This is a genomic window from Desulfobaccales bacterium, from assembly GCA_041648175.1.
Classification (GTDB): domain Bacteria; phylum Desulfobacterota; class Desulfobaccia; order Desulfobaccales; family 0-14-0-80-60-11; genus 0-14-0-80-60-11.
Genome location: JBAZPO010000007.1, coordinates 1 through 26,133, shown reverse-complemented (window position 1 = coordinate 26,133; position 26,133 = coordinate 1). Strand labels below are relative to the sequence as shown.

The 26,133-nt window shown below is 52.3% G+C and carries 21 protein-coding genes; 15 read left to right on the top strand and 6 right to left on the bottom strand.

The annotated features are described in order from the left end of the window. Nucleotides 1-75 precede the first annotated feature (75 nt). The 12 genes from WC600_08230 (at nucleotide 76) to WC600_08175 (ending at nucleotide 15,119) form a co-directional block, all read left to right on the top strand. On the top strand, nucleotides 76-468 hold the full coding sequence (locus tag WC600_08230) for a hypothetical protein (GenBank protein MFA4902720.1): 393 nt from the start codon (nucleotides 76-78) through the stop codon (nucleotides 466-468). Beyond that, nucleotides 414-1,232, top strand: coding sequence for a DUF6236 family protein (locus tag WC600_08225; protein ID MFA4902719.1), 819 nt, complete (start codon nucleotides 414-416; stop codon nucleotides 1,230-1,232). The genes WC600_08230 and WC600_08225 overlap by 55 nt, the downstream gene beginning before the upstream one ends. A 47-nt stretch (nucleotides 1,233-1,279) precedes the next feature. Further along, the gene (locus WC600_08220; protein MFA4902718.1) at nucleotides 1,280-2,398 is read left to right on the top strand and encodes a DUF362 domain-containing protein; all 1,119 of its coding nucleotides are present in this window, start codon (nucleotides 1,280-1,282) and stop codon (nucleotides 2,396-2,398) included. Between the two features lie 82 nt (nucleotides 2,399-2,480). Next, nucleotides 2,481-3,059: a hemerythrin domain-containing protein gene (locus tag WC600_08215; protein MFA4902717.1), complete on the top strand. Its 579-nt coding sequence runs from the start codon at nucleotides 2,481-2,483 to the stop codon at nucleotides 3,057-3,059. A gap of 47 nt (nucleotides 3,060-3,106) precedes the next feature. Continuing rightward, a complete protein-coding gene (locus WC600_08210) occupies nucleotides 3,107-4,294 on the top strand; it encodes a DUF4062 domain-containing protein (GenBank protein MFA4902716.1) in 1,188 nt (395 codons plus the stop codon). 12 nt (nucleotides 4,295-4,306) lie between these two features. Next, nucleotides 4,307-5,821, top strand: a complete 1,515-nt coding sequence (gene cobA / locus WC600_08205; protein MFA4902715.1) for a uroporphyrinogen-III C-methyltransferase — start codon at nucleotides 4,307-4,309, stop codon at nucleotides 5,819-5,821. A 251-nt stretch (nucleotides 5,822-6,072) separates the two neighbouring features. After that, nucleotides 6,073-8,034 (top strand): ATP-dependent helicase, encoded by a 1,962-nt coding sequence (locus tag WC600_08200; GenBank protein ID MFA4902714.1) that lies wholly within the window; start codon nucleotides 6,073-6,075, stop codon nucleotides 8,032-8,034. Nucleotides 8,035-8,112: 78 nt separating this feature from the next. Continuing rightward, entirely contained in the window at nucleotides 8,113-9,048 is a 936-nt protein-coding gene (locus WC600_08195; protein ID MFA4902713.1) for a radical SAM protein, read from the top strand. A gap of 29 nt (nucleotides 9,049-9,077) precedes the next feature. Continuing rightward, a complete protein-coding gene (locus tag WC600_08190; protein MFA4902712.1) occupies nucleotides 9,078-9,782 on the top strand; it encodes a metallophosphoesterase family protein in 705 nt (234 codons plus the stop codon). 421 nt (nucleotides 9,783-10,203) lie between these two features. Continuing rightward, nucleotides 10,204-12,867, top strand: coding sequence for a protein translocase subunit SecD (gene secD, locus WC600_08185; GenBank protein MFA4902711.1), 2,664 nt, complete (start codon nucleotides 10,204-10,206; stop codon nucleotides 12,865-12,867). A 756-nt stretch (nucleotides 12,868-13,623) separates the two neighbouring features. Continuing rightward, entirely contained in the window at nucleotides 13,624-14,481 is an 858-nt protein-coding gene (gene purQ / locus WC600_08180; GenBank protein MFA4902710.1) for a phosphoribosylformylglycinamidine synthase I, read from the top strand. A 140-nt stretch (nucleotides 14,482-14,621) separates the two neighbouring features. Next, entirely contained in the window at nucleotides 14,622-15,119 is a 498-nt protein-coding gene (locus tag WC600_08175; GenBank protein MFA4902709.1) for a DUF3124 domain-containing protein, read from the top strand. 124 nt (nucleotides 15,120-15,243) lie between these two features. On the opposite strand, the gene WC600_08170 is transcribed toward WC600_08175, so the two are convergent. The 5 genes from WC600_08170 to WC600_08150 form a co-directional block, all read right to left on the bottom strand. Continuing rightward, the gene (locus tag WC600_08170; protein MFA4902708.1) at nucleotides 15,244-16,434 is read right to left on the bottom strand and encodes a cofactor-independent phosphoglycerate mutase; all 1,191 of its coding nucleotides are present in this window, start codon (nucleotides 16,432-16,434) and stop codon (nucleotides 15,244-15,246) included. A gap of 229 nt (nucleotides 16,435-16,663) precedes the next feature. After that, complete coding sequence (locus tag WC600_08165) at nucleotides 16,664-17,074, bottom strand: hypothetical protein (GenBank protein MFA4902707.1); 411 nt, start codon at nucleotides 17,072-17,074, stop codon at nucleotides 16,664-16,666. Nucleotides 17,075-17,178: 104 nt separating this feature from the next. Next, nucleotides 17,179-17,583: a hypothetical protein gene (locus WC600_08160; GenBank protein ID MFA4902706.1), complete on the bottom strand. Its 405-nt coding sequence runs from the start codon at nucleotides 17,581-17,583 to the stop codon at nucleotides 17,179-17,181. A 107-nt stretch (nucleotides 17,584-17,690) separates the two neighbouring features. Beyond that, nucleotides 17,691-17,975 (bottom strand): DUF4282 domain-containing protein, encoded by a 285-nt coding sequence (locus tag WC600_08155; protein MFA4902705.1) that lies wholly within the window; start codon nucleotides 17,973-17,975, stop codon nucleotides 17,691-17,693. A 265-nt stretch (nucleotides 17,976-18,240) separates the two neighbouring features. Next, nucleotides 18,241-19,572 carry a homoserine dehydrogenase gene (locus WC600_08150; protein ID MFA4902704.1) on the bottom strand — a complete coding sequence of 444 codons (1,332 nt, stop codon included), beginning with the start codon at nucleotides 19,570-19,572 and terminating at the stop codon, nucleotides 18,241-18,243. 1,285 nt (nucleotides 19,573-20,857) lie between these two features. On the opposite strand from WC600_08150, the gene WC600_08145 reads away from it, so the two are divergent. From WC600_08145 to WC600_08135, 3 genes are read left to right on the top strand one after another with little or no spacing between them, the layout of a single operon-like run. After that, a complete protein-coding gene (locus tag WC600_08145) occupies nucleotides 20,858-22,123 on the top strand; it encodes a hypothetical protein (protein ID MFA4902703.1) in 1,266 nt (421 codons plus the stop codon). After that, nucleotides 22,120-23,304, top strand: a complete 1,185-nt coding sequence (locus WC600_08140) for a radical SAM protein (protein MFA4902702.1) — start codon at nucleotides 22,120-22,122, stop codon at nucleotides 23,302-23,304. The genes WC600_08145 and WC600_08140 overlap by 4 nt, the downstream gene beginning before the upstream one ends. Nucleotides 23,305-23,314: 10 nt before the next feature. Beyond that, nucleotides 23,315-24,769 (top strand): adenylate/guanylate cyclase domain-containing protein, encoded by a 1,455-nt coding sequence (locus tag WC600_08135; GenBank protein ID MFA4902701.1) that lies wholly within the window; start codon nucleotides 23,315-23,317, stop codon nucleotides 24,767-24,769. Between the two features lie 643 nt (nucleotides 24,770-25,412). Here the strand turns inward: WC600_08135 and WC600_08130 are convergent. Further along, the coding region (locus WC600_08130) for an aminotransferase class I/II-fold pyridoxal phosphate-dependent enzyme (GenBank protein MFA4902700.1) at nucleotides 25,413-26,133 on the bottom strand (721 nt) is incomplete at its 5' end.

Below are 26,133 nucleotides of genomic sequence, written 5' to 3'. Positions count from 1 at the left end.
CGTGTAGGGCGGGCACTGCCCGCCAAATTTTGATTTTTCCTTATTTGTAAAATTATTATAAGAGGAGGTATTGAAATGGCATTTTCAAGGGCTCTTTATTATCCATGGATAGAGATTCAAGATGAGTCTTGGTTAAAGAATGCAATGTTATATTGGGACAAAATTCAAACAATTGTCCCAAAATCAATCCAACGACCATATGAAAAAAGAACTGCCGAGGAATTCTTTGATGAAGGATCATTAATACCTTTCTATGTACATCCTGATTTAGAAGAGATCGAAGAGTTAACAGAAGATGTATTAGAATACATAAACTCGCCTGAAGGGACTCAAGTTCTATTTTCTGGAGACATTACAGACCATCGAATTATTCACCCTGATAAATTTTCTGAAAGAATATTTGATGTTTATCAATGCATCCTGAAAAACTTCCTTATGAAATTCAACACATACTTAACGAATCATTAGGTAACAAAAATCGATGGATTTCTGTAGATAAAAGATTCGCGAATTTCTATATGACATTATTAGCCACAAATCTTTCTGAAAGACATGGCATCGCTTTATTAACTGATTCAGTATCAAATAGTCGGCTTGCAAATGTTGCTAGATTGGATGGTAATTTATCATCCTATTCGATGGGATATAATATTAATTACCATGAAGGGTCTAGGCGAAGAAGAAGCCGATTTGGTCGCGATTTAAGACGTAATCGAAGTTTAGCTCAAGCAATGCTCGCAGACTTAATATTAGAAGGCATACAGATCGATCCAGAAACCCCTGTAAATAAAATAATCATCTTCAGAGAGAGATTCAAAAGCGAATTAGGTCGTTTCAGAACAAAGGTTTCTGAACTTGCGAACGAAATTTCTATTGAACAACCATTGGAGGCCATTCGTCAAAGTGTTCATGATAAATATATAAATGAAGTAAGGCCTGCCATAGATTCTATGAAGATTGGATTGAAGGAAAATATGATTCGATTCGCATCCGATACGTTTTTAAAAGTTTCTGTTGTTTCTACCACAGCAACTTCAATTCCACTCGCGTTACTAGGTTTGTCAATCCCTTGTGCTTTATTAGCAGGGGCAGGCGTATCTTTTACGGCAAATACAGTATTGTACAATATTGATAAAGTACAGAAATTGAGAGAAAATCCTTTTACATATTTATTGAAAGCACAAAAAGAATTTGATCCCCAACGGTATCAAGTTACGGTGACACCATTGTAATTTTTATAACCACTGACAACCTAAAGATAAATTACTGAAGGTAAATCATGCCCAGCCAAGTCTTTCTCATGGATCTCCGGGCCTCCGTCAAGGAGCCCAATTTCAAGAAGTTCGGCCGTCTGCTGGACGCCCTGGATATCAAGACCATCATCCAGCGCAAAAAGAAGCGGCCCCTGGTGGCGCTTAAGCTCCACTTCGGGGAGAAGGGTAATACCTCCTTCATCCGTCCTATCTATGTGCGTCAGGTGGTGGACAAAGTTTGGGACCTGGGAGGCCGGCCCTTCCTCACCGACGCCAATACGTTGTATGTGGGGACCCGGAGCGAATCCGTGAGCCACCTCACCACCGCCATCGAAAACGGCTTTGCTTACGCAGTGGTGAAAGCGCCCCTGGTCATCGCCGACGGCCTCACCGGCAAGGCCGAAGTGGAAGTGGAGATTAATAAGGAGCAGTTCAAGAGCGTCTTTCTGGCCGAAGCCATTGTGGAAGCAGAAGTCATGGTGACCCTGAGTCACTTTAAAGGCCACGAATTCGCGGGGTTCGGCGGCGCCCTGAAAAACTTGGGGATGGGTTGCGCCTCCCGCCGGGGCAAGCTGGCCCAGCACTCCAACATCTCCCCCAAGGTGACCGAGAAAAAGTGCACCGGCTGCGGCGACTGTGTGGCCCAATGTGCCCAGGAGGCCATTGGCATCAATCCGGAAACAGAAAAGGCGGTCATCGACCCCACCAAGTGCGTGGGTTGCGGGGAGTGCATCCTGGTGTGCCCCTATGGCAACATCCAGATTCAGTGGAACGAATCCATCCCGGTTTTCCTCAAGAAGATGATGGAGTATGCTTACGGCGCCCTCAAAACCAAGCAGGACCGCAGCGTGTTCATCAACTTCGTCACCCAGGTCTCGCCCGCCTGCGACTGCTACGGCCACAACGATCTGCCCATCGTGGGGGATATCGGTATCCTGGCCTCCCATGACCCCGTGGCCCTGGACCAGGCCTCAGCCGATCTGGTCATCGCAAGCCCGGGCATTGCCGGGTCCGCCCTGAAAGACCTGGCTGTCGGCAGCGATAAATTCAAAGATCTCTATCCCCAGATTGACTGGCATATTCAGTTGGACTATGCCGCCCAGTTAGGTCTGGGGGCTCGGGAGTACGAACTCGTTAAAATCTAAACCGCAGATGGACGCAGATAGACGCAGATTTTTTTATCCATGTGCATCGGCGTCCATCGGCGGCTAAATTAAGGAATATTTTATGCAACCTATTGCCCCTCTCATGATCGAACACCGTCTGATCGAGCGCCTGCTCCACCTGATGCAGCAGGAGTTCGAGCGCATCAAGGCCAATATCGACGTGGACCCGGAGTTCGCCTTTGTGGACCCGGTCTTCATCGACACCGCGGTGGATTTCATCCGCACCTACGCCGACCGCTGCCACCACGGTAAGGAAGAAGATATCCTGTTCAAGGCCCTGGCGGCCAAAGACCTCTCCCCGGAACTTAAACAGGTGATGGATGAGTTGATCAAAGATCACGCCTGGGGCCGGGAGACCACCGCCAACCTGGTCAAGGCCAAGGAAGGCTACCTCCTGGAGTCCCCCGGCGCCCTCAACGACCTCATGCTCCATATGGGGGAGTTATTGGGGTTCTATCCCCGGCACATCGAAAAAGAGGACACACACTTCTTTATCCCCTGCATGGCCTATTTCAGCGAGGCCGAGCAGGCCGATATGCTGGCCCAGATGCAGGAGTTCGACCGGCAGTTAATCCACGAAAAATATCGCGGCGTGGTGGAACGCATCGAGCAGCACCGGGGCTGCAAGACCTGCCATTGAGAGGCATTGGGAGTGAAGTAGAAGTTTTCCCTTTAAGGAGGGGAGAAATGCCCAGGGATGAAAATGTAATAACTGTCTTTGTTGCGTCTCCTGCAGATGTTGCGGAGGAACGTGCAGCATTAGAAGACGTGATTCGAGAATTAAATATCACTTGGAGTAAAACACTCGGATTAAGATTAGAACTTGTTCGTTGGGAAACGAATGCATATCCAGATTTTGGCGAAGATGCGCAAAATGTAGTCAATCGACAGATAGGTGACGATTATGATATTATTGTAGGAATAATGTGGGCTCGTTATGGAACACCGACAAAACGATCAGGATCGGGGACTGAAGAAGAATTTCATAGGGCTTTTGATCGCTATAAAGAAGGTAGTAATATCAAAATAATGTTTTATTTTAAAGATACCCCAATATCTCCGAGTAAATTAGATCATGATCAACTTCGTTTAGTTTCAGAATTCAAAGCTCAATTGGGGAATAAGGGTGGTCTATATTGGGAGTTCTCAACATTAGAGGAATTTCAATCTCTCATTCGGGTTCATCTTAGTCGAGTGGTCCAAGAATGGAAAAAATGCAAACAGAAAAAGTTCAAAAACCAACCAAATGAATTAATAGTTAACGAGGGTCTTCAAATTTCGAATGAGGAAGGCGAAGAACTTGGATATCTTGATTATATTGAAATGGCTAATGATTCCCTTTTAAAGGTTCATGAGCTTCTAATGCGAATTACTCAATATCAGCTTGAACTTAATAATAAAATAAATCAACGCACTGAGGAACTCAACAAGATTGATAAGGCCCCTAAAGAAGTTATGATGAAGATGTTTAAACATATATTACAGAATTCAGCTGAAAATATGGAGGAATTTGTTGTAAGAATAGAGGTCGAAATACCTATTTATTCTAAAGCATTTCAGGATGCTATTATGGCGATAGGTAATATTATTACTTTATCAACCGAATTTGGCATGGATAATAAAAATGAATTAAACGAACTTTTAAATGCTGTTTCGATATTTATTTCTTCCACACCTTCCACGATAGAATCTATAAAAGGGTTTCGATCTAGTATACAGAATCTCCCTGGGATGGTTACTAGGCAAAATCTTGCGAAAAAGAAAACGATTAATTCATTAGATAAATTGGTAGGCGTATTTGAGACAAATCTTAATCTTGTGTTTGAAGTGGAAAAAGCACTACGTATAAAGATTTCAAATCCAGAATGCAAATGATATAATAAAGGGATGGTTTATCTAGTAGGCGCCGGGCCTGGAGACCCGGGTTTGATCACGGTGAAGGGTCTGGATTTACTACGCCGGGCCGACGTCGTGGTCTATGATCAGTTGGCCAGCCCGGCGTTGCTCCAGGAAGCGCCGGCCACAGCCGAACTCTTCTATGTGGGCAAAAAGGCCGGCGCCCATGCCCTGCCCCAGGAGGACATCAACGAGCTCTTGGTGAAAAAGGCCAAAGCCGGGCTCACGGTGGTGCGCCTCAAGGGCGGCGACCCCTTCGTCTTTGGCCGGGGCGGCGAAGAAGCCGAAGAACTGGCCGCGGCCGGCATCTCATTTGAGATCGTCCCCGGAGTAACCTCCGCAGTAGCGGTGCCCGCCTACGCCGGCATCCCGGTGACCCACCGGCGCCACACCACTCTGGTGACCTTCATCACCGGCCACGAAGACCCCACCAAAGACGCCAGCACCATTCCCTGGTCCGCTCTGGGCCAGAACCCCGGCACCCTGGTCTTTCTCATGGGGGTGAAAAACCTGGCGGACAACTGCCGCCGATTGATCCAGGCAGGCCGCGCCTCGGAGACTCCAGCCGCGCTGATTGAAAAAGGCACCACGTTGGCCCAGCGCACCGTGGTGGGAACCCTGGCCGACATCGCCGCTCGCGCCCAAAAGGCCGAAATCAAGCCGCCTGCAGTGCTGGTGGTTGGCGGCGTGGTTGACTTGGCTGAGACCCTTAAATGGTGGGAAAATCGGCCACTGTGGGGCAAAACCGTGGTAGTGACCCGTTCCCGGAACCAAGCGTCCCGCCTCGTGGAGATGCTGAATGACGCCGGGGCCAAATGCCTGGAAGTCCCCACCATCGAGATCATGCCCCCCGCGGATTTTGCGCCCCTGGACGCGGCCTTGCAGCATCTGGCCCGTTATGACTGGGTGATTTTCACCAGCGCCAACGGGGTGAGCGCGTTCATGGACCGTCTTTTCCATATGGGTAATGATGTTCGGGCCTTGGGACGCGCCAAAATTGCCGTCATCGGTCCGGCCACTAGCGATGCCCTCAAGCCATACGGCCTGATGGCGGATGTGGTGCCAAAGACCTTCCAGGCCGAGGGCTTGCTTGAAGTTTTAACGCCGCGCTTATTGGGCGGGACGCGCATCCTCCTGGCCCGGGCCGAGCAAGCCCGGGACGTGCTCCCCGAAGGTCTGGCCGGGCTCGGGATGGCGGTGGACGTAGTCCCGGTCTACCGGGCGCTGCCGCCTGCGTCCGTTCCCGGCGAGGCCGCCGGGGTGCTTAACGAGGGCCAAGTGGATATCCTCACCTTCACCAGTTCCGCCACGGTCCACAACTTCGCCGGACTGGTGGGTAAGGACCACTTTCAAAGCCTGGCCGCGGGCGCAACCGTAGCCTCCATCGGCCCCATCACCACGGCCACCTTAGAGGAATACGGCATCACGCCTAAGATCGAACCGGCCGCGTTCACCATCCCGGCCCTGGCCGCGGCGATTATTGATTATTTTAAGAGTAAGCAGTGAGCCGTAGCCCGTACCCCGTAGGGCGGGAAAGCGAAGCGCATCCCGCCTTTAGCATTATGCCATCTCTGGACTTTGAACGAGCACATCTGCCAAAGCATATACATTGCGGCATAAGTAAGGAACCCGAATTACCGAAGGCGGGATGCGCTTCGCTTTCCCGCCCTACGGCTCTGTGTGTCCGCCTAAACTAATATTGGGCTATTTCTTAAATCATTTGCTGAAAGCTGAAAGCTGCTAGCTGATCGCTAAATATGACCTACACCTTCAAACCCATACCCCCTGATGCTCCGGCGCCCCGCATTGATTACCAAAAGGAGCTCAATCCGGCCCAGTACGAGGCGGTGACCACTAAAGAAGGGCCTATCCTGGTCATAGCCGGGGCCGGCAGCGGCAAGACCCGCACCCTGGTCTATCGCCTGGCCTATCTGGTGGAGCACGGGGTGGACCCCAGCTCAATCCTGCTGCTCACTTTTACCCGCAAGGCCTCCCGGGAGATGCTTACCCGGGCGGTGCATCTCCTCAATCAGGCCCTGGGCCAGGTAGTGGGCGGCACCTTTCACGGGGTCTGTTACCTGTGGCTCAGGCAGTACGGCGAGCGCCTGGGGTACCCCAAGGGGTTTACGGTCATGGACCGGGCCGACCAGGGCGACCTCCTGAAAATGCTCAAAGAGCGCCTGGGCTATAAGCAGCTCTCCGGCCCCTTCCCCCGGAAGGAGACCATTGCGGAGCTTTTTGGTGCGGTGGTAAACAAAGACCTGTCCCTGGATAGCCTCCTGAATCGGGACTATCCCCAGTTCCTGGACCAAAGGGACCGCCTGGCCAAAATGGCCGCAGCCTACCAGGATGAAAAACGGCGCCACGCTCTTCTGGACTATGACGACCTGCTCCTGGAAGGCCGCCGCCTCTTAACCGAGCACGACGATCTGCGTCAGCACCTGTCCCGGCGTTTCCAATACCTGATGGTGGACGAATATCAGGACACCAACCGGCTCCAGGCCGAACTGGTGCGTCTTTTAGCCTCCACCCACCAAAACGTCATGGCCGTGGGGGACGACTCACAAAGCATCTACTCCTTCCGGGGAGCCAATTTCCGCAACATCATGGATTTCCCCGACCTCTTCCCCGGCACCCGGATCATCAAGCTGGAAGAGAACTACCGCAGCACCCAGCCCATTTTAGACCTGGCCAACGAGATCATTGCCAGCGCCCGGGACAAGTACACCAAGTGCCTGTTCACCCGGCGGGCCGACGGCGTACGCCCGCGCCTGTTCCGCGCGGCCTCGGAAAACGAGCAATCCCGGTTGGTGGTGGCCCAGGTGCAGGCACTCCAGGAAGAAGGCACCCCCTTGAGCCAGATCGCGGTGCTCATCCGGGCCGGCTACCATTCCTTCGACCTGGAGATAGAACTGGTGCGCTCCGGCATCCCCTTCATGAAGTTCGGGGGCTTCAAATTCATGGAGAGCGCCCACATCAAGGACCTCCTGGCCCACCTGAAGGTGGTGGCCAACCCCAAAGACACCATGAGTTGGACCCGGGTGCTGCTCCTGGTCCCCGGCGTGGGCCGCCAGCGCTGCAACAAGTTCAATGCCCAGGTGGGCAACGGCTTTGAACTGGAAGACGCCATCAAATGGCTGCGCAGCCAAAGCAAGTCCAAGGAATTGAAAGACTTAGCCGATCTCATGGCCGGCCTGAATACCCCGGGCCAGACCCTGATGACCCGGATGAACCAGGCCCTGGCCTATTACGAACCCCTGGCCAAGGCCCGCTATGATGATTACCCAAAAAGAATGAAGGACCTGGAACACCTCCTGACCATCACTGCCCGCTACCGGGAGATCCAAACCTTCCTGAACGACCTGACGCTGGAGCCCCCCAGCAGCCTGGCGGACGTGGTCACCCCCACCGATGACTACCTGACCCTGTCCACGATCCACTCGGCCAAGGGCCTGGAGTGGGACGCGGTGTTCATCATCTGGGCCGCGGAAGGCCGCTTCCCGGCCTTTTACTCCCAGGAGCGGGACGAGGAAATGGAAGAAGAACGCCGCCTCATGTACGTGGCCGCCACCCGAGCCCGAAATTATCTGGCGCTAACCTTCCCCAGTATCGGCTATAGCAGACAATTCGGCATGACCGTCAATTCGCCCTCTCGGTTCATCAATGATATCCCCCGCACCCTCCTGGAACCCTGGCGGGCCGAGGTGGAAGAGTGGTGAACGGTTAAGGTAGGGCGGGCGTCCTCGCCCGCCGGCAGGTGCAGCCCCGTAAGTTGAAACAAGAGAACGCAGGACGCCATGGAACCATGGGAACCGGTCTATTTAAAGACGCACCGCCGGGGCTTGCTCACGGCCAAAATTGCCGCGGCTTATGACATCTTGAGCCAATGCAATCTTTGCCCCCGCAACTGCCTGGTGGACCGGCATCACGGCGAGCGGGGTCTGTGCCGTACCGGGGATCAACCGATGGTATCGTCGTATTCGCCCCATTTCGGAGAAGAAGACCCCCTGGTGGGGCACCATGGCTCCGGCACCATCTTCTTTACCCACTGCAATCTGTATTGTATTTTTTGTCAGAATTACGAGATCAGCCACGGCGGGGAAGGCGAAGAAGTTTCTATCCCGGACCTGGCTGCGATGATGCTTCTTTTGCAGAAGCGGGGCTGCCACAACATCAATTTCGTCACCCCCAGCCACCAAGTCTATCAGATTTTGGCGGCCCTGGTCCCGGCCATTGAGGGCGGGCTCCACGTCCCACTGGTTTACAATACCGGGGGCTATGACGCGGTGGAGACCCTCCGTCTCCTGGATGGGGTGGTAGATATTTACATGCCGGACTTCAAGTTTTGGGATCCCCAGGTAGCCAAGGATTTGTGCCAGGCGGAAGACTATCCGGAGATCGCCCGCCAGGCCCTCAAAGAAATGCACCGGCAGGTGGGCGATTTGGTGATAGACGAGAACGGCGTAGCCCAACGGGGCCTGTTGGTGCGGCACCTGGTGCTACCCGACGGTCTGGCCGGCACACGAAAAATTATGGAATTTTTGGCCCGGGAGGTGTCGCCCAACACCTACGTGAACGTCATGGGGCAGTATCGCCCCTGCGGCCGGGCTAGCGAACATCCGACGCTGCGCAAATTCTTGACCGGCCCGGAGCACGAGGAAGCCCTGCAAACTGCCCGGAAAGCGGGCCTGACCCGGTTGGATCAGCGGGAGAAACTGTTCCGTTGGCTGTAAGGTTGGCAACATCGTAGGGGCGGACCTGCGTGTCCGTCCTGTGGGGACACGCACAGGTGTCCCCCTGCAACAAAAGGACTCACATGGGCGGCGACCTCTACGCCATCGGCGACATCCACGGGAGCCTGGAATCCCTGGAACGCCTCATGGAAAAGATCAACCCCGATCTTAAACAAGACCGGCTGTTGTTCGTGGGGGATTATCTTGACCGCGGCCCCCGGGCCAGGGGGGTGGTGGATTATATCATCCGCCTGAAAAGTCTGGCCCCGCCGGGACAAGTCATCTGCCTCAAGGGTAACCATGAAGCCATGTTCCTGGACTTCCTCCAGGGCCGGGAAAAGGAGTTCTTTCTCTTCAACGGCGGCCTGGCAACCCTGGAAGATTACTGGGGGGACGATTGGGTAGACCAGGAAAACCTGGGATTGCCGCCGGATCACCGGCAGTTTTACCAGGATTTACAGCTTTATTATGAAACTGCCGATTATATCTTCGTGCATGGCGGCCTCAAGCCCGGCGTGGCGCTGACAGACCAGAAAGAAGAAGATTTGCTGTGGATCAGGGGAGAATTTATCACCTCCCAGGAGGATTTTGGCCGGCGGGTCATTTTTGGACACACACCTTTCAAGGAGCCGTTACTTATGCCCAATAAGATTGGGATCGACACCGGCGCGGTCTATGGCAATTTCCTCACCGCTTTGAAATTGCCCGAAGAAGAATTCTTTTTTGACCGATAATTTCAAGCAAAACCCAAAATATCTTCAATTGACACCTTGTTCATTCGAAACGAAGTTGACGCCTCCGGCCAAACCCGCACCCAAGCCAGTCGGTATAATACCCTGCTGCACATCCCAATTGTGGGCCAGCCTGTAGTGCCGTAGGGCGGGAAGCGAAGCGCATCCCGCCTTAAGGATCTTTTGCCAAACGCTATATGGGCACAGCTTGGGACGAGGCCCCGCGGAAAACCTGACCGATTCGCCACGGTCTACAGGGCCAAGAACCTTGACAATCCGGGAGCTCTCAGGTAATTTCTATCGATTAAGTTAAACGAGGACGAGTCGCTTTCCAGGTGCGCCTTTATAATATAACCCTTTAAATTAAAAGGTTAAATTACATAAACAACGCCAGACTCGCCCTCGAAGCTAAGGAGATCGGTGCATGTTGCGAGCAATTCGCTTAAAGTTTCTCTTCTTATTTATCCTCACCATCATCGCCATTGTCTTCGTGCTCCCGTCCGTCACCGGTGAACTGCCCGGCTGGTGGGAAAAGCATGTGAGCCGCGGCTTGAAGTTAGGATTGGACCTGAAGGGAGGCATGCATCTGATCCTCCAGGTGGATATGGAGAGCGCCATCGGTAATGCCTTGAACCGCGATGCCACCGACATGAACGAATTGGCGAAAAAACGCGGTCTGGCGCTCAAAGTGGGAGATGTAGCCAAAGATATTCTGCCCGTCACCCTGGTGAACAAAGACGAACAGGTGGCTTTCCAAAAATTCTTGAAGGAGGAATTCCCCCATCTCGCAGCCGGGGAGCCTCAACGCCAGGATGGCAGTCTGGCCTTTGTCCTGAGCCTCAAGCCCGATGAAATCAACCAGATCCGGGAACGCACCCTGTCCCAGAGCCTCGAGGTTCTCCGTAACCGCATCGATCAGTTCGGGGTGACCGAACCGGTCCTGGTGCGCCAGGGCTCCGACCAGATCGTGGTCCAGCTTCCCGGCATCCAGGACCCCCAGCGGGCCCTGGACCTTATCGGCCAGACGGCCCAGTTGGAATTCAAGCTGGTGGATGATCAGGCCCAGGTCAATCTGCCCGAATTGATCGAGCAGGCCCTCAAAACCGGCGCCCTGAAACCCGGTTATGCCCGGGAGCAGCTCAACCAGGCCCTGGCGGATAAGATTCCTGCGGATAATGAAGTTTATATCGAAAAAAGCATTAATCGGGACACCGGCCGGCTGGAAAGCAAGCCCCTGCTGCTCAAAAAGAAGGTCCTCCTCACCGGCGCCGCGATAAAAAACGCCAGGGTAAGCATCGGCGACTATAATGAGCCTTACGTATCCGTGGACTTTAATAATCGGGGAGCCACGGAGTTCGGCAAGATCACCGGGGAAAACGTCAAGCGCCGTCTGGCCATCATCCTCGACGGGGTAGTCCGATCGGCTCCGGCTATCCAGGAGCGCATCGGCGGCGGTAAGGCCCAGATCACTGGCTCCTACACCCCGGCCGAGGCCCACGACTTGGCCATCGTGCTTCGGGCCGGGGCCCTGCCGGCCACCGTCAAGATCGTCCAGAATATCACCGTGGGTCCCACCCTCGGAGCCGACTCCATCAAAAAAGGTCTCACCGCCGGTTTGCTGGCAACCATCCTGGTCATCGGCTTCATGATCTTCTACTATCGCTTCTCCGGGCTGGTGGCCGACTACGCCATGATCCTCAACGTCATCCTGCTCCTGGGATGTCTGTCGCTTTTGGGCGCCACCCTTACCCTGCCGGGTATAGCCGGCATCATCTTATCCATCGGCATGGCAGTGGACTCCAACGTCCTTATCTACGAACGGATGCGAGAGGAGTTCCATGCCGGCAAGCCCTTAAAGGCCAGCATCGACGGCGGCTATGACAAGGCCTTCTGGACCATCATCGACTCCCACGTCACCACCCTGATCACCGCCTTTGCCCTCTTCCTCTTCGGCACCGGGCCAATCAAGGGCTTTGCCGTCACCCTGAGCCTGGGTGTCATCCTGAACCTGTTCACCGCCCTGTTCGGCACCCGGGTGGTTTACGACTGGCTGCTGGTCAAGCGCTGGCTGAAAAAGCTCAGCTTTTTCGAATTCTTCAAGCAGCGCAACATCGACTTCATCGGCTGGCGCCATTACGCCTTCGCCATTTCCGGGGCCTTGGCGATTTTGGGCCTGGTGGCCTTCGTGCAGCTCTCCCGTGGCCAGGGCAACCTGGGAGTGGAGTTCAGCGGCGGCGCTTTGGTCGAGATGACCGCAGCCAAGCCCTTCACCGTCAACGCGGTCCGGGACGCCCTCAACAAAGAAGGCTGGGGACACGCCGAGATTCAGCAGATTGAAGGCGGCAAGGAGCTCATGGTCAAACTCAAAAAGTCCGAGTCTTCCGTGGGGCAGATGTCCGAGCACCTGGCCGATATGCTCAATAAAGCCATGCCCGACAATCAGTTCAAGGTTATCGGCAAACAGGAGATCGGGGCCTCGATCAGCGGTGACCTGCGCAACAAGGCCATCGTGGCCATCATCATCTCCATGCTCGGCATCATTATCTACATCGCCTGGCGCTTCGAATTCATCTTCGGCATCGGCGCCACTATTGCCACCTTTCACGACGTCTTGGCCGTCCTGGGCATCTTCTGGCTGTTCAACGTCGAGATCACCCTGCTGGTGGTCACCGCCCTCTTGACCCTGGCGGGCTACTCCCTTACAGATACCGTGGTGGTCTTCGACCGCATCCGGGAAAATCTGGCCCGGAAAAGGGGCAGACTGGGAGACATCATCAATCTCAGCGTTAACGAGGTGCTCTCCCGGACCATCATCACCAGCACTACCGTGTTCCTGGTGGTGGTGGCGCTGTTCTTCTTCGGCGGCGTGGTCTTGCGGGACTTCGCCCTGGCCATGATCTTGGGCGTGCTGGTGGGCACCTACTCCTCCGTCTTCGTGGCCAGCCCCATCGTCTATGCCTGGCGCAAACAGGCCAAACGGGTGGAAGTGAAGCGGGAAAAGGTCATCGAACTGGAAGCCCAGAAACAGAAGCGGGAAGAAAAGAAGACGACCAAGGCGGCTCCCAAGAAGAAGACCGGGAAGAAGTAGGAAACCAGGGGTCAGGGACCCGTAGCCGTGGGGCGGGAAAGCGCAGCGCACCCCGCCTTTCACAGGTGTAGGGCGGACACTGCCCGCCATTAAACCCGCTGTTGGGGCGGGCCTCTGTGCCGGTGGGGCGGGCCTCCGTGCCCGCCATCCTTACATTTTCATACTTCGTTGTGAGAACACCCATAATGGTTTCAAAGAAAGTTTAACTATTTCCTCTCGCCTTATGGCTGAACATCTATATGTCATTGTTTTATTTAATTTAATCTCATCTCACCCCTGGGGGAGGGAGTTAGGGTGAATGGAAAAAGAAGGATTTTTTCCAAAGCCATCACTCCTGATTTTTCGTTTAGGATGACATAATTGCGGGTCAACTGTTCATTCTTTTCTGGAAACCCTTGCTTCTCCATGTTTAACTGCGCCTCAGGCGGGTTGCAGTCGAAACGTCCCGCCTCCGCAGGCCCTGTGGCCGATACACTGCCGCCTCTGGGCGGAAATTGAACGCGTGACAGACGGGAATAGAACGCATGCTGGCGGGACAGAAGCACACCGCGGCGGGACAAGGGTGCTACACACGCGGGACAAAATCGCTAAAATCGCACCAGCGAAAACTGATTTAATAGATAACATATTGATAATACTATAATACTTTTTAAAGATCCAATGGGACACTTTTTTTTTCGTGTGTCGGCTCAATAAAATTAAGCAGGGCGGGCATTGCCCACCAACCTATTAACTGTTATCTTTGCCATCTGATTTATGAATACCCGGAACCGAAAACCGCAAACCGAAAACCCGGAGCTAAGGCCCAAAGCCTTAGTTCTGTATGGCTACGGTCTGAACTGTGACTATGAAACCGCCTTCGCGCTTTCCCAGGCCGGGGCCGACGCGGTGCGGGTCCACACCACCGATCTCTTGGAAAATCCGGGCCTACTCTGGGACTACCACCTTCTGGCCGTGCCCGGAGGGTTTTCCTGGGGGGATGACCACGGCGCCGGAGTCATTCTGGCTTTGAGATTAAAGCTGGCCTTGGGCTCCGCCCTACAAGAATTTATCGCCGCGGGCCGCCTGGTCATCGGTATCTGTAACGGCTTCCAGGTTCTGGTTAACCTGGGGCTGCTGCCGGGCCTGCCCGGGCACGCCACCGCCCGGCTGACTGCATTGATCCCCAACGATTGCGGCAACTTCCGGGATGCCTGGGTCCACCTCAAGGCCATGCCGTCAAAGTGCGTGTTTACCCAGGGGATCGACCTTCTGGAGCTACCCATCCGCCATGGCGAGGGGAAATTTTACGCCGATGGCCCGGTCCTGGCGGAGCTGGCCGACCGGGGCCAGATCGCCCTGAAATATGCCACGCCTTCAGGAAAAGCGGCCCTGGGCCGGTTTCCCTATAACCCCAACGGTTCCCTCCTGGACATCGCCGGTATCTGTGACACCACCGGCCGGGTCCTGGGCCTCATGCCCCACCCCGAAGCCCATATCTCTTCTTTCCAGCATCCCGCCTGGACCCGGGATAAAGAACCCTTCCGACGTCAGGGCGAACCCTATCCGGATCGAGTCGGCGCCGGCTTGGCCCTTTTCCAGAACGCCGTACGCTGCCTCAAGAATCTGGTATAAAGAAAAACCAAGGATATTTTTCACCAATATGATTCCAGGGCTCCGAAAAAAATCCGTGCCCGCGTTTTTAGTCCCTTAATTATCTGGTCGATAAGGCAATAAACACCCACTCCTATCCTTGCCTGCCTGGAGGAGAATCCATGTTGAGTAAAAATGTAAAACAGATGGCTGTGACGGCCATAGTGGCAACTATGCTACTTTTTAACTTCAGCGCCTCGGCCTTGGGTGCAGCCAAAATGGTAAAGGGTCAAACCGTCTATATCCCCAGTTATGCCAATGTAATAAGCGGCCCGCCCATGTTAATGGTGGTTCCCTTAAGGGCCAATCTCATTATCCATAATACCGACCCGTCGCAGCCCATTACGCTAGACCGAATCGATCATTATGATACCGACGGCAAACTGGCTTATAAATATTTGGAAAAACCGGTCACCCTCAAGCCTCTGGCGGCCACACGGGTCATCGTCAAGGAACCCAAAAGAGGTGATGAAGGTGTGGGCGCAAATTTTATTGTGCAATGGCACGCCGAAAAACCGGTGAACGAACCCATCATCGATTGCTTGATGCTGGGCACCCTGGGAAACCAGGGATTTTCTTTTTCCTCACTAGGCAGAATCATCCAAGAGGAAAATAATTAAGAGAGTGGCTTAATTTTTTGAGAATTAGGGCAATAGCCTGAATTTTAACCACTACCCAATAACGGCAAAAAAAAGGGGTGACCTACGGGGTCCCCCCTTTTGCGTAAGGATTCTTATCTCTTCGTTACCGCTGCAGTAACCGGGTCAGCAGGTCAGCGCCCTGTTCCAGGATGACTCCGGTGGCCTGGGCCGCGGCCTCGGTGTATGGCCGGGGCTGGTCTCCCGGGGTCCGGGAATCATAGAGGACATAGGGCACCGGCTCATCGGTGTGGGTGCGGAGCGCCAGGGGGGTGAGGTGATCGCAAAGCACCAGGACCCGAAAGTCCCCCAACTTCTCCAACCCGGCCATCATCGGCCCCACCACCTTGGCGTCGAAGTCTTCGATGGCTTGGAGCTTCAAAGACAGTTCGCCGCTATGGCCCGCTTCATCCGGGGCCTCCACGTGCACAAAGACCAGGTCCATCTCTTTCAAAGCCTCTATAGCCGCGGCCACCTTGCCGGCGTAATTGGTGTCCAAAAAACCCGTAGCGCCGGGAACTAGGATGGAACTCAACCCGGCGTACTTGCCGATGCCCCGGATCAAGTCCACCGCCGAGATCACCGCGCCACTCAGGCCAAAACGCTCCTGCAACGTGGGCATTTGGGGGGACCGACCCTGGCCCCAGAGCCAGATGGAGGTGGCAGGTCTTTTTCCGGCCGCCAGCCGGCGCCGGTTAACATCCAAATCGGCAAGCACCGGCCACGAGGCCCGAACCAAGTCCCATAGGGGCTGAGCATCTCCGCTCATGAGGTGGCCCACTGCCTGGCCGGTCCAGTCATGGGGTGGGTAAGTACGCCAGGCGGCGTCCCCTTCACGCCACACCAGGAGATGGCGGTAGCTCACTCCCGGGAAAAAGCGGCGTCCGTCCCGGCCCAGAGCGGCTTCCAGAGCGGCAATGAGGTCTTTGGCCTCGGCGCTGGTGATGTGTCCGGCAGAGTAATCCTCCATAAAAAGCTGAGGGCCCTCATGGCGCAGGGTGACCAGGTTGCAGCGAAAAGCCACCTCTTCAGGCCCCAATTCCACCCCCAGGGCCGCAGCCTCCAGGGGGGCCCGCCCGGTATGGTAACGCACCGGATCGTACCCCATGATGGCCAGATTGGCGATGTCGCTGCCCGGTTCTTTCCCCGGCGGAATAGTACGGGCCAACCCCAGATCGCCCCGCCGGGCCAGTTCGTCCAAATGTGGGGTAGCCGCAGCCTCCAAAGGAGTCTTGCCCCCCAACTCGGCCACGGGGTAATCCCCCATGCCGTCGCCCACCAAAATGACATATTTCATGACAGACCTGTTCCTTACTCAGGAAGAGTGAGCCTGAGAAAATTACTCACGCCGGCCCCGCATCCGGGAAAATCCAACGCGAGCCTTTTTTAATAATAACCGGTGAGGCGCAGGTGGGCAAGGCAGGAAACAGGACAGGTTTATCGGCAAGGTTGGAATTGTTCTGCCATGGGAAAGGAAAGCCTGAAGGGATTGCCACAATCCCCTCAGGCGGTCCTGCCCATTGAGTCTATCGGCCTGCGCCCTGGGAATCCGCGTATAGGGTCCAGTACTCGGGGTCCCAATGCTGCTCTGACACCGCGTGCCGCTCTGCGGAGATGTTTTGCTGGAGGCTCAATTGCTGATAACGTTGATACGCCCCCTCATCCCCCACATAGCACTGCTTGGTGCTGGGGTCGGGGCAGACTACATAATGGGTCTTGCCTTTATAATTTTGCTGCACCACTTTTTGAGCCGGCAGGGAATTGATGTAGGCCAATCTTTTTGGGGTGTCCGCCGTTCGCAGGGTAAATCCGGCCTGCGCCAGCAAGTCCGCCTGCGATGTGGCCGGACTGCTGGATGGGGCCGTGACGCAGCCCACAATAAATAAACCAATTACCACCGCCAGCATCGCATAGAGTAGAGCCGCTCTGGTTCTCATGCTCCGTATATCCTCTTTGAAGATATAATTCTACCTCTGGGGCTTGCCCCCCTTTATCTCCCCTGGGCCAATTTTAGACCCCTCGGTGATCCTGCGGCAAAGAATCAACCGCCGCCCTGGGAATCCACCCACATGTTCCACCACTCGGGGTCCGAGCGCTGCTCCGACACCTTGTGCTGGTCTTCAGAAAAGGCATTCTGGATGGCCATTTGCTGATAACGGTCATAGGCCGCCTTGTCACCCAAATAGCACTGATTGGTGTCCTGATCGGTGCACACCATATAGAGGGGTTTATTATACTGATTTAAAACCACTTTCTTGGCTGGCAGGGTGTCAACCAGGGCCACTCTTTGGGGGCTCTTCGGCGTGTGTGCTTTAAACCCGGCCTGCGCCAATAGGTCCGCCTGGGTTGGAGTCGAGGAGCCGGAAGGCGCCGTGACGCAGCCCACCAAAAAGATGCCAATTACCGCCACCAGTACCGCATAGACTAAAACCGCTCTCTTCTTCATGGTCCATATACCTCCTTACAGATATAGATTATGCACGCTTGTGCCTGGTCCCGCTCCATTATCTTCCAACTTGGTCTCCCGGCCCAATTTTCGGGGGGGCCCACCGCTTATGCCTGGGACCGCCGTTCGAGATCGTGCTTGATCTCTGTTAGAGTCTCGTTGATGCGGAAAAAGACGATCAAAATCTCACAATAGAGCCGGACTCCCAGGGGGCCGAGAATGAACAGCAAGATCCCTTTCCAGATATAATGTCCCAGACCCGATTGATGGGCACTGACTCCCATGATTATCATGCCTGCCCCGACTATAAGACACATGAGGGCGCCAACCCAGAAAATAATCTGGATGATGACCGGAGTGACCATGGTCCGGAAGGCCCAAAAATCGCTCATCAAAATCTCCTTTCACCACAATATATGACCTGCTTGTACATGCAATAGTGATGTTGCCCTATACTGTCGACCAATCTTACGATTTACTTTAATTTTTCTCAGGAAAAAAGGCATGAGTGCGTGGATTCCAACCAGAACCGGGTTTAGTGAAACCCGGGGGAGCGCCGAGGGGCCAGAACAATCAGAAGCCAGGTTAATCTGACTTCGGCCTTCCCTCCCCACACTTTCGGCCCCCTGATGGGTGACACGCAGGTCCGCCTCGCCGTTAAATCTGGGCAGAGTGGAGGTGCGGGTCTTCGATGCGGTAAAACACGGTGGGGGGGGAGACGCTGGGCAGCTCGTCAATCTCGGCCATGGCTTGACGGGCGTCAGCCTCCCGGGCCTCGTGGGTGATCATAACTATGGGTACCGTGCCTGCCACTTCCCGGCCCTTTTGGATCACCGCGGCGATGCTGATATTGTGTTTCCCCAGGATACCCGAGACCTGGGACAGCACCCCGGGCTGGTCCAGGGCCGAAAAGCGCAGGTAGTAATTGGTCACCAGGTCATTAATGGGCTTGATGAGCCGCCGGGTGGTGAGAGCCGATTCCCATCCCAGGGCCGGCACCCGCCCGGGCACCCCGCAGATGAGATTGCGGGCCAATTCTATGATATCACTCACCACGGCGCTGGCCGTGGGCATCATACCGGCTCCCTGGCCGTAGAGGAGGATGGGACCCACTGCGTCGCCGGTGAGGTACACGGCGTTCATGGCGCCACTGACGTTAGCCAGCATGTGGTCCCGAGGGACCAGGGTGGGATGGACCCGAGCCTCCACCCGGTGCCCGTCATCCCGGGTAATGGCCAGAAGTTTGAGACAGTAGCCGAATTCCCCGGCGAATTGTAGGTCCACAGGGTTAAGCCGGCTGATGCCTTCTACCGCGATGGACTCCAGGTCCAACTGGGCCCCATAGGCTAAACTCATGAGGATGGCCAACTTATGGGCGGTATCGATGCCTTCCACGTCCAGGGTGGGATCGGCTTCGGCGAACCCTTGGGCCTGGGCCTCGGCCAGGGCCTGGGCATAGGAGGCGCCGCTGCCAGTCATCTGGGTGAGGATGTAATTAGCAGTGCCATTAAGGATGCCGAACAACTCCTGGACCCGGTTGGCAGTCAACCCCTGGCGCAGGGCCAGAATGATGGGAATACCACCGCACACCGAGGCCTCGAAGGCGATCTCCACCCCAGCGGCCGCCGCGGCCGCCAATAAATCATTGCCGTGGTGGGCCAGAAGGGCCTTGTTGGCGGTGACCACGTGCTTTTTCCCCGCAATTGCCGAAAGGACATACTCCCGAGCGGCGCCGGTACCGCCGATGAGTTCCACCACGATGTCGATTTCCGGGTCAATAAGGATGTCGGCCGCCCGGGTGGTAAGGTGGTCCGCGGGGAGCGTCACGGCCCGGGGCCGCTCAAGGTCCAGGTCCGCCACCTTCTTCAGGATCAGGGGGACTCCCAGGCGCCGGGCCAACAACTCCTGCTGCTCGGTGAGCAGACGCACCACCCCCTCCCCTACCGTGCCAAAACCGATCAGGCCGATGTTAATGGCTTTCATCTGCATCCCAGTGAATCTCTTTTACAGGCCATTTCAAAACCTCAATTCTCCCGGCTATCAATTTGTGCGCCGCGCAGAGTCTCATTTTAACAAATGCCTGGGGTCATATCCCAGATGTTTCTATCAAAAATAACCCATTGGAAAACCACATTTCTTGCAAGGTCATTGGGATCGCAGTGAATAATCTTGTATTTTCAATGGGTTGCTCGCGATTCGGGCTGTCCCCAAAAATGACTGAATAAACAGCATGTTAGATATTTGCAGATTTTTTAAGGGCAACTAGCACCCTTGTGAAATCCTGCTTTGACCGCCTTTTAGAACAAATAAGAAAAAACACCGGGACGCTGAACCGCAACATTGCGATATTGTTGCTCTTTCAAACGCAGGCCTCCCGCTCTCAAGCGCGGTTGTCCCGCGGTAGTGCCACAGCGCATCCGCCGTTGTGCCGCTGGCAGCGGTCCAGGTTCCGGTGCTGTATCGCAGGGTTACGGAAGGTTTCGCAGAAAACCGGCCGGACCGGAACAAGGGTGCGAATATTGGGCGCATGAATCTGGTTAAAAGGATCATAGGAAAATCTTTCCGCCGCAAAAATTGGCTGTAGGGGCGGGGTTTGCCCGCCCAACCCATGGCACGTTTAAGCCAGGGCGGGGAAACCCCGCCCCTACAATTGCTTAAGTGAACAGCATTGGGCCTAAATCACGGTCTGCACAGGCTGGAAAGCCTGTGCTACTGGCCGGAGACCAAAGCCCTGGCAGTTGAGACGAGGGTTTTGGCTCACTATAGAGGCAGGTTAGGGGAATTGCCAGAAAAGAAAGTATCATTGACCCGAATTCGACGAAGAAGGTTCTCAGCGAGCCTGGAAGCCATGGCAAAACCGGTTTTCGGGGCTGTCTGAACGCAGGGAAAGGTTTCAACTTGCCGAAAAAGCGAGATGCTGCACGGTGTTCAGAATGACAATTTTCATCAGGGGCAGGTTAGGCGGGATGCGCTGCGCTTTCCCGCCCTACGGGCTGATAGATTTTTCTCTCTTGGCGTATCATCGGACGCGCACTTATGATAACTATATCGAATATCTATTTTTTATGACCTAAGGTACACATATATAGCAGTGAGCGACACACACCAACCCATGAATATTTTAAGTCGCACGATCTGACGAAACTTGAAAACCAATTAAAAGTGAGCTAAATTTTTCCTCACCCCCATGGCAGATAGGCTATAATTTCCATATGGTGTAAAGCATAGATCAAAAGTCCAAACCATTGATTAGTCTGGTAGGAGAGCAAACTGAGTGGATAAACTCGGAAACTTGTCTTGTATACGTGGATTATATCGTGCTTTGCTAAAAAGTGGGCGCACGTATGCGGCCTTTGAAGAAGATAAAGTATTTCCGTTAGTGCAGAAGTTGGCAGAGCGGCGAGAGATTTTAGACCCCATGGCAGGATATGGTACATTAATGTCATATTGTTCTAAGCGGGGTGTTTCAGCATATTCAATTGAATATAATCCACCAGCATATTTATGGCAGGTTTTAATACATCCCGGCAATGCAATGAAGTTCATTACACTTGCTCAGAGGTTGAAAGAGTATCGCAAGAATTGGCCACAGGCTAAAGTAAAAGCTAGTGTTTCAAAAGATTGGTTTCCAGATGAATCTAAAAGAATATTACTACGTCTATTTTATTTATGTAAGAAAATACTAAATGAAATGGATTTATCAATTTGTAACACTGAGGAGCTATGCTTAGCATTTTTATTGCCATTTGTTGGAAGGTTTTCATCATCTGTTACAGGTAATATTGTGATACATATCAAGCGCGGAGGCATATGTGTTTATACCGGGTGGCAAACAGATTTTTATGATTATATTAATGCAGTTGTGGAAAGACTGTTGTCAATCTCAGACCCTTCTGTTTGTAAAGTATTTCGCCATCAAGTTATCTATGGTGATTGTAGAACCATAGAGTTGCCTGAGAGCAAGTTTGCAGCCATGATAACATCCCCTCCATTTCCAAACAGCCAAGATTATTCCTCGATGTTTGCTCCAGAAAATGCTTTCTTAGTCGAATTAACTAATATGCAGCTAATTGGTGGCTACCCTTTTACTCGCACACTAATTGGGACTGTATATGTCTCTTCAATAAAAGCTCATAACGAGGGTAAAGGATATACAATCAGTAGTACATCCGCTAAGAAATTTCTTTCAAGCATCGATAATTTCAAAGGTAAAACTAAAGATGCTTGTTATGATAACAAAGTCTACTATATACCTTATTTTGCGAGTTATTTTTCCGAACTTGAAAAAGCATTCTTGAATATATCCAAGGCGTTAAGTAATAATTTTGAGGGTTATATTATCGTTGTGAACAATACAACCAGGAATATAGTTGTCCCTATTTCTGATGCCGTAGTCGAAATCTGGCGCAATCTCGGGTTCGATGCCGAAATAGATAGGGACCTCACCCGTGAAATGTCCCACTTAGGTTCAATAAACCCGAGAGCAAAGGGACTTAGAGCACGACACATGGAATACACCATAAAGGTGTGGAGAAAATGACCCTTAAGAATGTTTTGCATACGAAATCTGGATTGTTTGTACGTGAAGACGAAGGTTTTGGTCTTTTCGTATATTCTCCTTATTTGGGTTTAGTTTTTGCCTGTAGAGAGGAAGACAGTAAGAAAGTACTCATGTGGCTTGAGCAGAAATCTGACAAAGCCCCTTCAGTTGAATATGAAAAAGCATTAGGCCCGGGCTGGTCTATCCCCTTGAAGGATGTCGAATATCCTATTCCTCATCTATTACCAAATGCTGATGCTTGGAAAATACTACCCAATCCCAATCGCCCTATTCTGATAAACTGGCTATTAACAGGTAATTGTCCCTTGGCGTGTCAATACTGCTATGCCGAAGATCTGATGAGAGGCAAGTGCCAGGAACCTGATGAAAATGAGATCGATGAAATTGCCGAGGCAATCTTATCGTTTAAACCCCTAGTGGTTGTTTTGACTGGGGGTGACCCTTTGTTTAGCCATCATTTAGAAAAGGCGATCGCATTACTTCATAAAAAGACAGGAATTATAATTGATACAAGCGCATATACATTTAATTCTAATCACTTAAAAATATTTAAGCAATACAATGTATTTGTCCGGATTTCAATTGATTCTGAACGGCCACAAATTAACGATGAGCTTCGGCCAGTAAATAAAATGTATCCTAAATTGCGGAATATTCATCCAAGTACTGTAGATGCTGCCATAAGTGCATTGTGTCAATGTATTAATGAAAATGTTAGAATCGCTGTACAAACTGTAGCGACGAAAATTAATTCTAGCGATTTATTATCTTTTGGAGACAAATTATTTAAATTGAAAGTAAGTGGATGGCGAATCCTTATGGTAGCTCCTTCCATCGAACAGCAACAAGCATATGATAAGCTTAAAATGTCGAAGCAGACAAGAATGAGATTCATCGAATATACACAAAAGGAGCTTCTTTCTAAATACAAAAAGGATTGGAATCGCAGAATGGCTGTTCAGGTAGCCCACAATAAAACCGCAAATGAAGTTATATTGGTTTCCCCGGATGGCACGTTCAGAACTGAGTCAAATGTTGAATGTGGAAAAGTTATATTGGATGAAGAATATCCTAAGCGGCCAAGATTAGAAATGTTATTGCATAAGATTGATATGCAGGCACATGGTGCACGATACTTAAATTTCTCTACCGCCAGATGAGGAGATGGAGATGGGTAGCAGGGTGGAAGTAACATGTTTTGCTGATCTAAAAGACTTTACCAATCTTACGGCACAACTTGGCCATGATAAAATTAAGCCTTTTCGCGAAGATTATTTGCGAGTAGGTAAGTTATTAGCCGAATCTGTTGGAGGTAAATATATTAAAAGCATCGGCGATGCGCACATGATTACCTTTAATGAACTTAAATCTGCCTTAAAATTTGCCGTGCAACTCCAGCAATATTATTTTCCTCGACCATGTCAGAGCAGAAGCCCGTTTCAAATTAGAATCGCATTGTATCTAGGGGTAGCAGAACCTGATGGAGATGACGTTTTTGGATCAGGTCCAAACCAAGCATCCAGAGTTGAAGGTCTCGCTATTCCTGGTGAGGTTTGGGTGAATGAAGGGTTGGTAAATGCCTTTGAGACTATTTGGGAGTCTTACAAGGCTGGGAAATATTTTAAATATTGCGGGGATTTTGAGTTAAAAGGTATTGAGAAGCCTCCAAAGCAAACGTTATATTCTTTAGATTGGTGCACCCTTGGAGGTGATGACCCGGAATATGGGTTGGCCCCTTTGATAATAGAGCATCTTAAAAATGCATCAGTGGTAATATCCAATTTCTCAGTTAACGATGTCGCCAATCCGGCCTCAATAATCTGGCCTGTAGTTCCCAGAGATTTAGTAAATGCTATCCATCGAGGACAAGTTGAAATTATCAGGTTGCTAACTCTTCTCGGGTGGAAAGTGCATGTGCTAATAGCTGACTGTGGTGCAAAAGACACTCCTCGAAATGAATCTGAAGAATTCATGCGAAATCTAAAAAAGTATATGCTGCAACGCAATTTAATAGATATTGATTTTTCATTCATGAGTGACTTATATAAACCTAAAACGGATTCATGTCACAAAATGCATAGTTATTTCCAAAAGGTAATCTCGGACTTTACTCTTGCGGAACTTGTGGCTATAAACACTAAAACTTACGATACAAAAATCCAGGAAGATATCAAAACATCTGCTGCTTTAGATTTTCTCCGCCCGGCATTGACGATTGCTGCGGTTTTGCGCCTAATCGAAGACATAGGTGGAAAAAGTATTGTAGTAGTGGGACTTGATGAAAAGATCCAATGGGAAAGAGGGCTTGATATTAAGGGAAGCAGGCTAAAATATGGTGTTATTTTTAACCCTGTTTTAGTAACGGCGGGATATCAGGTCAGACAAGCTAAGGCTTGGCCTTTTTGGTATTCTTGGGAGGCCATGGTGGTAGATATGGAAAAATCTAATTTAGCTCAATGGACTGCCCAATTGCACGCTTATTTACCTGATTTTCCATCAAAATGTGTGACAATTGAGGGTTGCTCTATCTCTCCTGAAGACTGGCAAAGTGAAGAGAGGTTACATCAAAAAGTAAGTTGGGATGCTTTAGCTAAATATGTCTATAGAGAAATTCTAAGCATCTAAGCAAGCGATATATCTTGCCATTTCCCTACTTAACGTCGGTCCGTTAAAAATTCCAGATATGGTTCCAATATCAAGAATCTCAACCTAGTTAGATTTTCTTGATTGATCCAGCGGATTGCAAGCTGCGGTTTAGGAGCTAGAAGCAAAATCTGCTCATTGTGACGTTGACAGGTTTTGCCAAGCAGAGCTTGGCATCCAGATGCGTCCCCAAGCAGGAGCTTGGGGACAAGAGGATATTCCTATAAGAGCGGAATTAGTGATTAATGTGCCCAAGCCCAGCTTGGGCCATAATTGCGTTCCCAAGTGCAACTTGGGAACGAGCCATTCATGTTCCAAGGGAACACTCAAAACCATGAAAATTAAAGAAGGGTGCGTCTCACGCACCATTTTTGGCGCGTAAGACGCGCCCTACGAGAGTCATTTTCAGAAAACTGAAGTGCAGCATCGCAGCCCCTTGGCAGTGTCAGAACCCGCGGATTTCAGCCTGCGTTTGCACAGGCGAGACGCCTGTGCCACCAAGGGCATTTTCAGAGCATAAAAGCCTCTCTCCCATTGCCCCTTTTCGGGGTTGGGGGAGGAAGTTTGAGGGAGTTTTTCATAAGTGCAGGGGCTTTCGGCCCTGGCCTCCTCCCTCAAAATAATCTCACTTCTCCGGCTTCTCCGGCGCGGGCAGGCCCAGTTCTTCCAGGCTCATGCGCAGGACTTTGCGCAGGCCCCGGACGGCTTGATTGGTGCGGTGGACGTTTTCCACCAGGGCGAAGCGCACGTATTCATCCCCGAACTCGCCGAAGCCCAGGCCTGGGGCTACCGCGACCTTGGCCTCCCGGATGGTCATCATGGAGAATTCCACAGAGCCCAGGTGCCGAAACTTTTTGGGGATGCGGGCCCAGACGAACATGGTGCCCTTGGGGGGTTCCACCCGCCAGCCGATGTTGTGCAGGCCCCGGCACAGGGCGTCCCGCCGCTCTTTATAGACCGCCACGGTCTGCTCCACGCAGTCGTAGGGGCCGTTTAAGGCGATGATGGAGGCGATCTGGATGGGCTGGAAGACGCCGTAATCCAGGTAGCTCTTGATGCGGGTTAAAGCGTGGACCAGGCGCTGGTTGCCCACCACAAACCCCATGCGCCAGCCGGGCATGTTGTAGCTCTTGGACAGCGAGAACAGCTCCACCCCCACCTCTTTGGCGCCGGGCACCTGGAGGAAGCTGGGGGCCTTATAGTCATCAAAGACCAGGTCGGCGTAAGCGAAGTCATGGATAATATACACGTGGTACTTATGGGCATACTCCACGATGCGCTTGAAGAAGTCCTGGTCCACACACCGGGTGGTGGGGTTGTGGGGGAACGAAATAATCAGCATCGTG

Excerpts from the sequence above, each read along its gene's own strand:
- WC600_08230 (MFA4902720.1), top strand. The coding sequence starts at position 76 with ATGGCATTTTCAAGGGCTCTTTATTATCCATGGATAGAGATTCAAGAT.
- WC600_08225 (MFA4902719.1), top strand. The coding sequence starts at position 414 with ATGCATCCTGAAAAACTTCCTTATGAAATTCAACACATACTTAACGAA.
- WC600_08220 (MFA4902718.1), top strand. The coding sequence starts at position 1,280 with ATGCCCAGCCAAGTCTTTCTCATGGATCTCCGGGCCTCCGTCAAGGAG.
- WC600_08215 (MFA4902717.1), top strand. The coding sequence starts at position 2,481 with ATGCAACCTATTGCCCCTCTCATGATCGAACACCGTCTGATCGAGCGC.
- WC600_08210 (MFA4902716.1), top strand. The coding sequence starts at position 3,107 with ATGCCCAGGGATGAAAATGTAATAACTGTCTTTGTTGCGTCTCCTGCA.
- cobA (MFA4902715.1), top strand. The coding sequence starts at position 4,307 with ATGGTTTATCTAGTAGGCGCCGGGCCTGGAGACCCGGGTTTGATCACG.
- WC600_08200 (MFA4902714.1), top strand. The coding sequence starts at position 6,073 with ATGACCTACACCTTCAAACCCATACCCCCTGATGCTCCGGCGCCCCGC.
- WC600_08195 (MFA4902713.1), top strand. The coding sequence starts at position 8,113 with ATGGAACCATGGGAACCGGTCTATTTAAAGACGCACCGCCGGGGCTTG.
- secD (MFA4902711.1), top strand. The coding sequence starts at position 10,204 with ATGTTGCGAGCAATTCGCTTAAAGTTTCTCTTCTTATTTATCCTCACC.
- purQ (MFA4902710.1), top strand. The coding sequence starts at position 13,624 with ATGAATACCCGGAACCGAAAACCGCAAACCGAAAACCCGGAGCTAAGG.
- WC600_08175 (MFA4902709.1), top strand. The coding sequence starts at position 14,622 with ATGTTGAGTAAAAATGTAAAACAGATGGCTGTGACGGCCATAGTGGCA.
- WC600_08170 (MFA4902708.1), bottom strand. The coding sequence starts at position 16,434 with ATGAAATATGTCATTTTGGTGGGCGACGGCATGGGGGATTACCCCGTG.
- WC600_08165 (MFA4902707.1), bottom strand. The coding sequence starts at position 17,074 with ATGAGAACCAGAGCGGCTCTACTCTATGCGATGCTGGCGGTGGTAATT.
- WC600_08160 (MFA4902706.1), bottom strand. The coding sequence starts at position 17,583 with ATGAAGAAGAGAGCGGTTTTAGTCTATGCGGTACTGGTGGCGGTAATT.
- WC600_08155 (MFA4902705.1), bottom strand. The coding sequence starts at position 17,975 with ATGAGCGATTTTTGGGCCTTCCGGACCATGGTCACTCCGGTCATCATC.
- WC600_08150 (MFA4902704.1), bottom strand. The coding sequence starts at position 19,572 with ATGCAGATGAAAGCCATTAACATCGGCCTGATCGGTTTTGGCACGGTA.
- WC600_08140 (MFA4902702.1), top strand. The coding sequence starts at position 22,120 with ATGACCCTTAAGAATGTTTTGCATACGAAATCTGGATTGTTTGTACGT.
- WC600_08135 (MFA4902701.1), top strand. The coding sequence starts at position 23,315 with ATGGGTAGCAGGGTGGAAGTAACATGTTTTGCTGATCTAAAAGACTTT.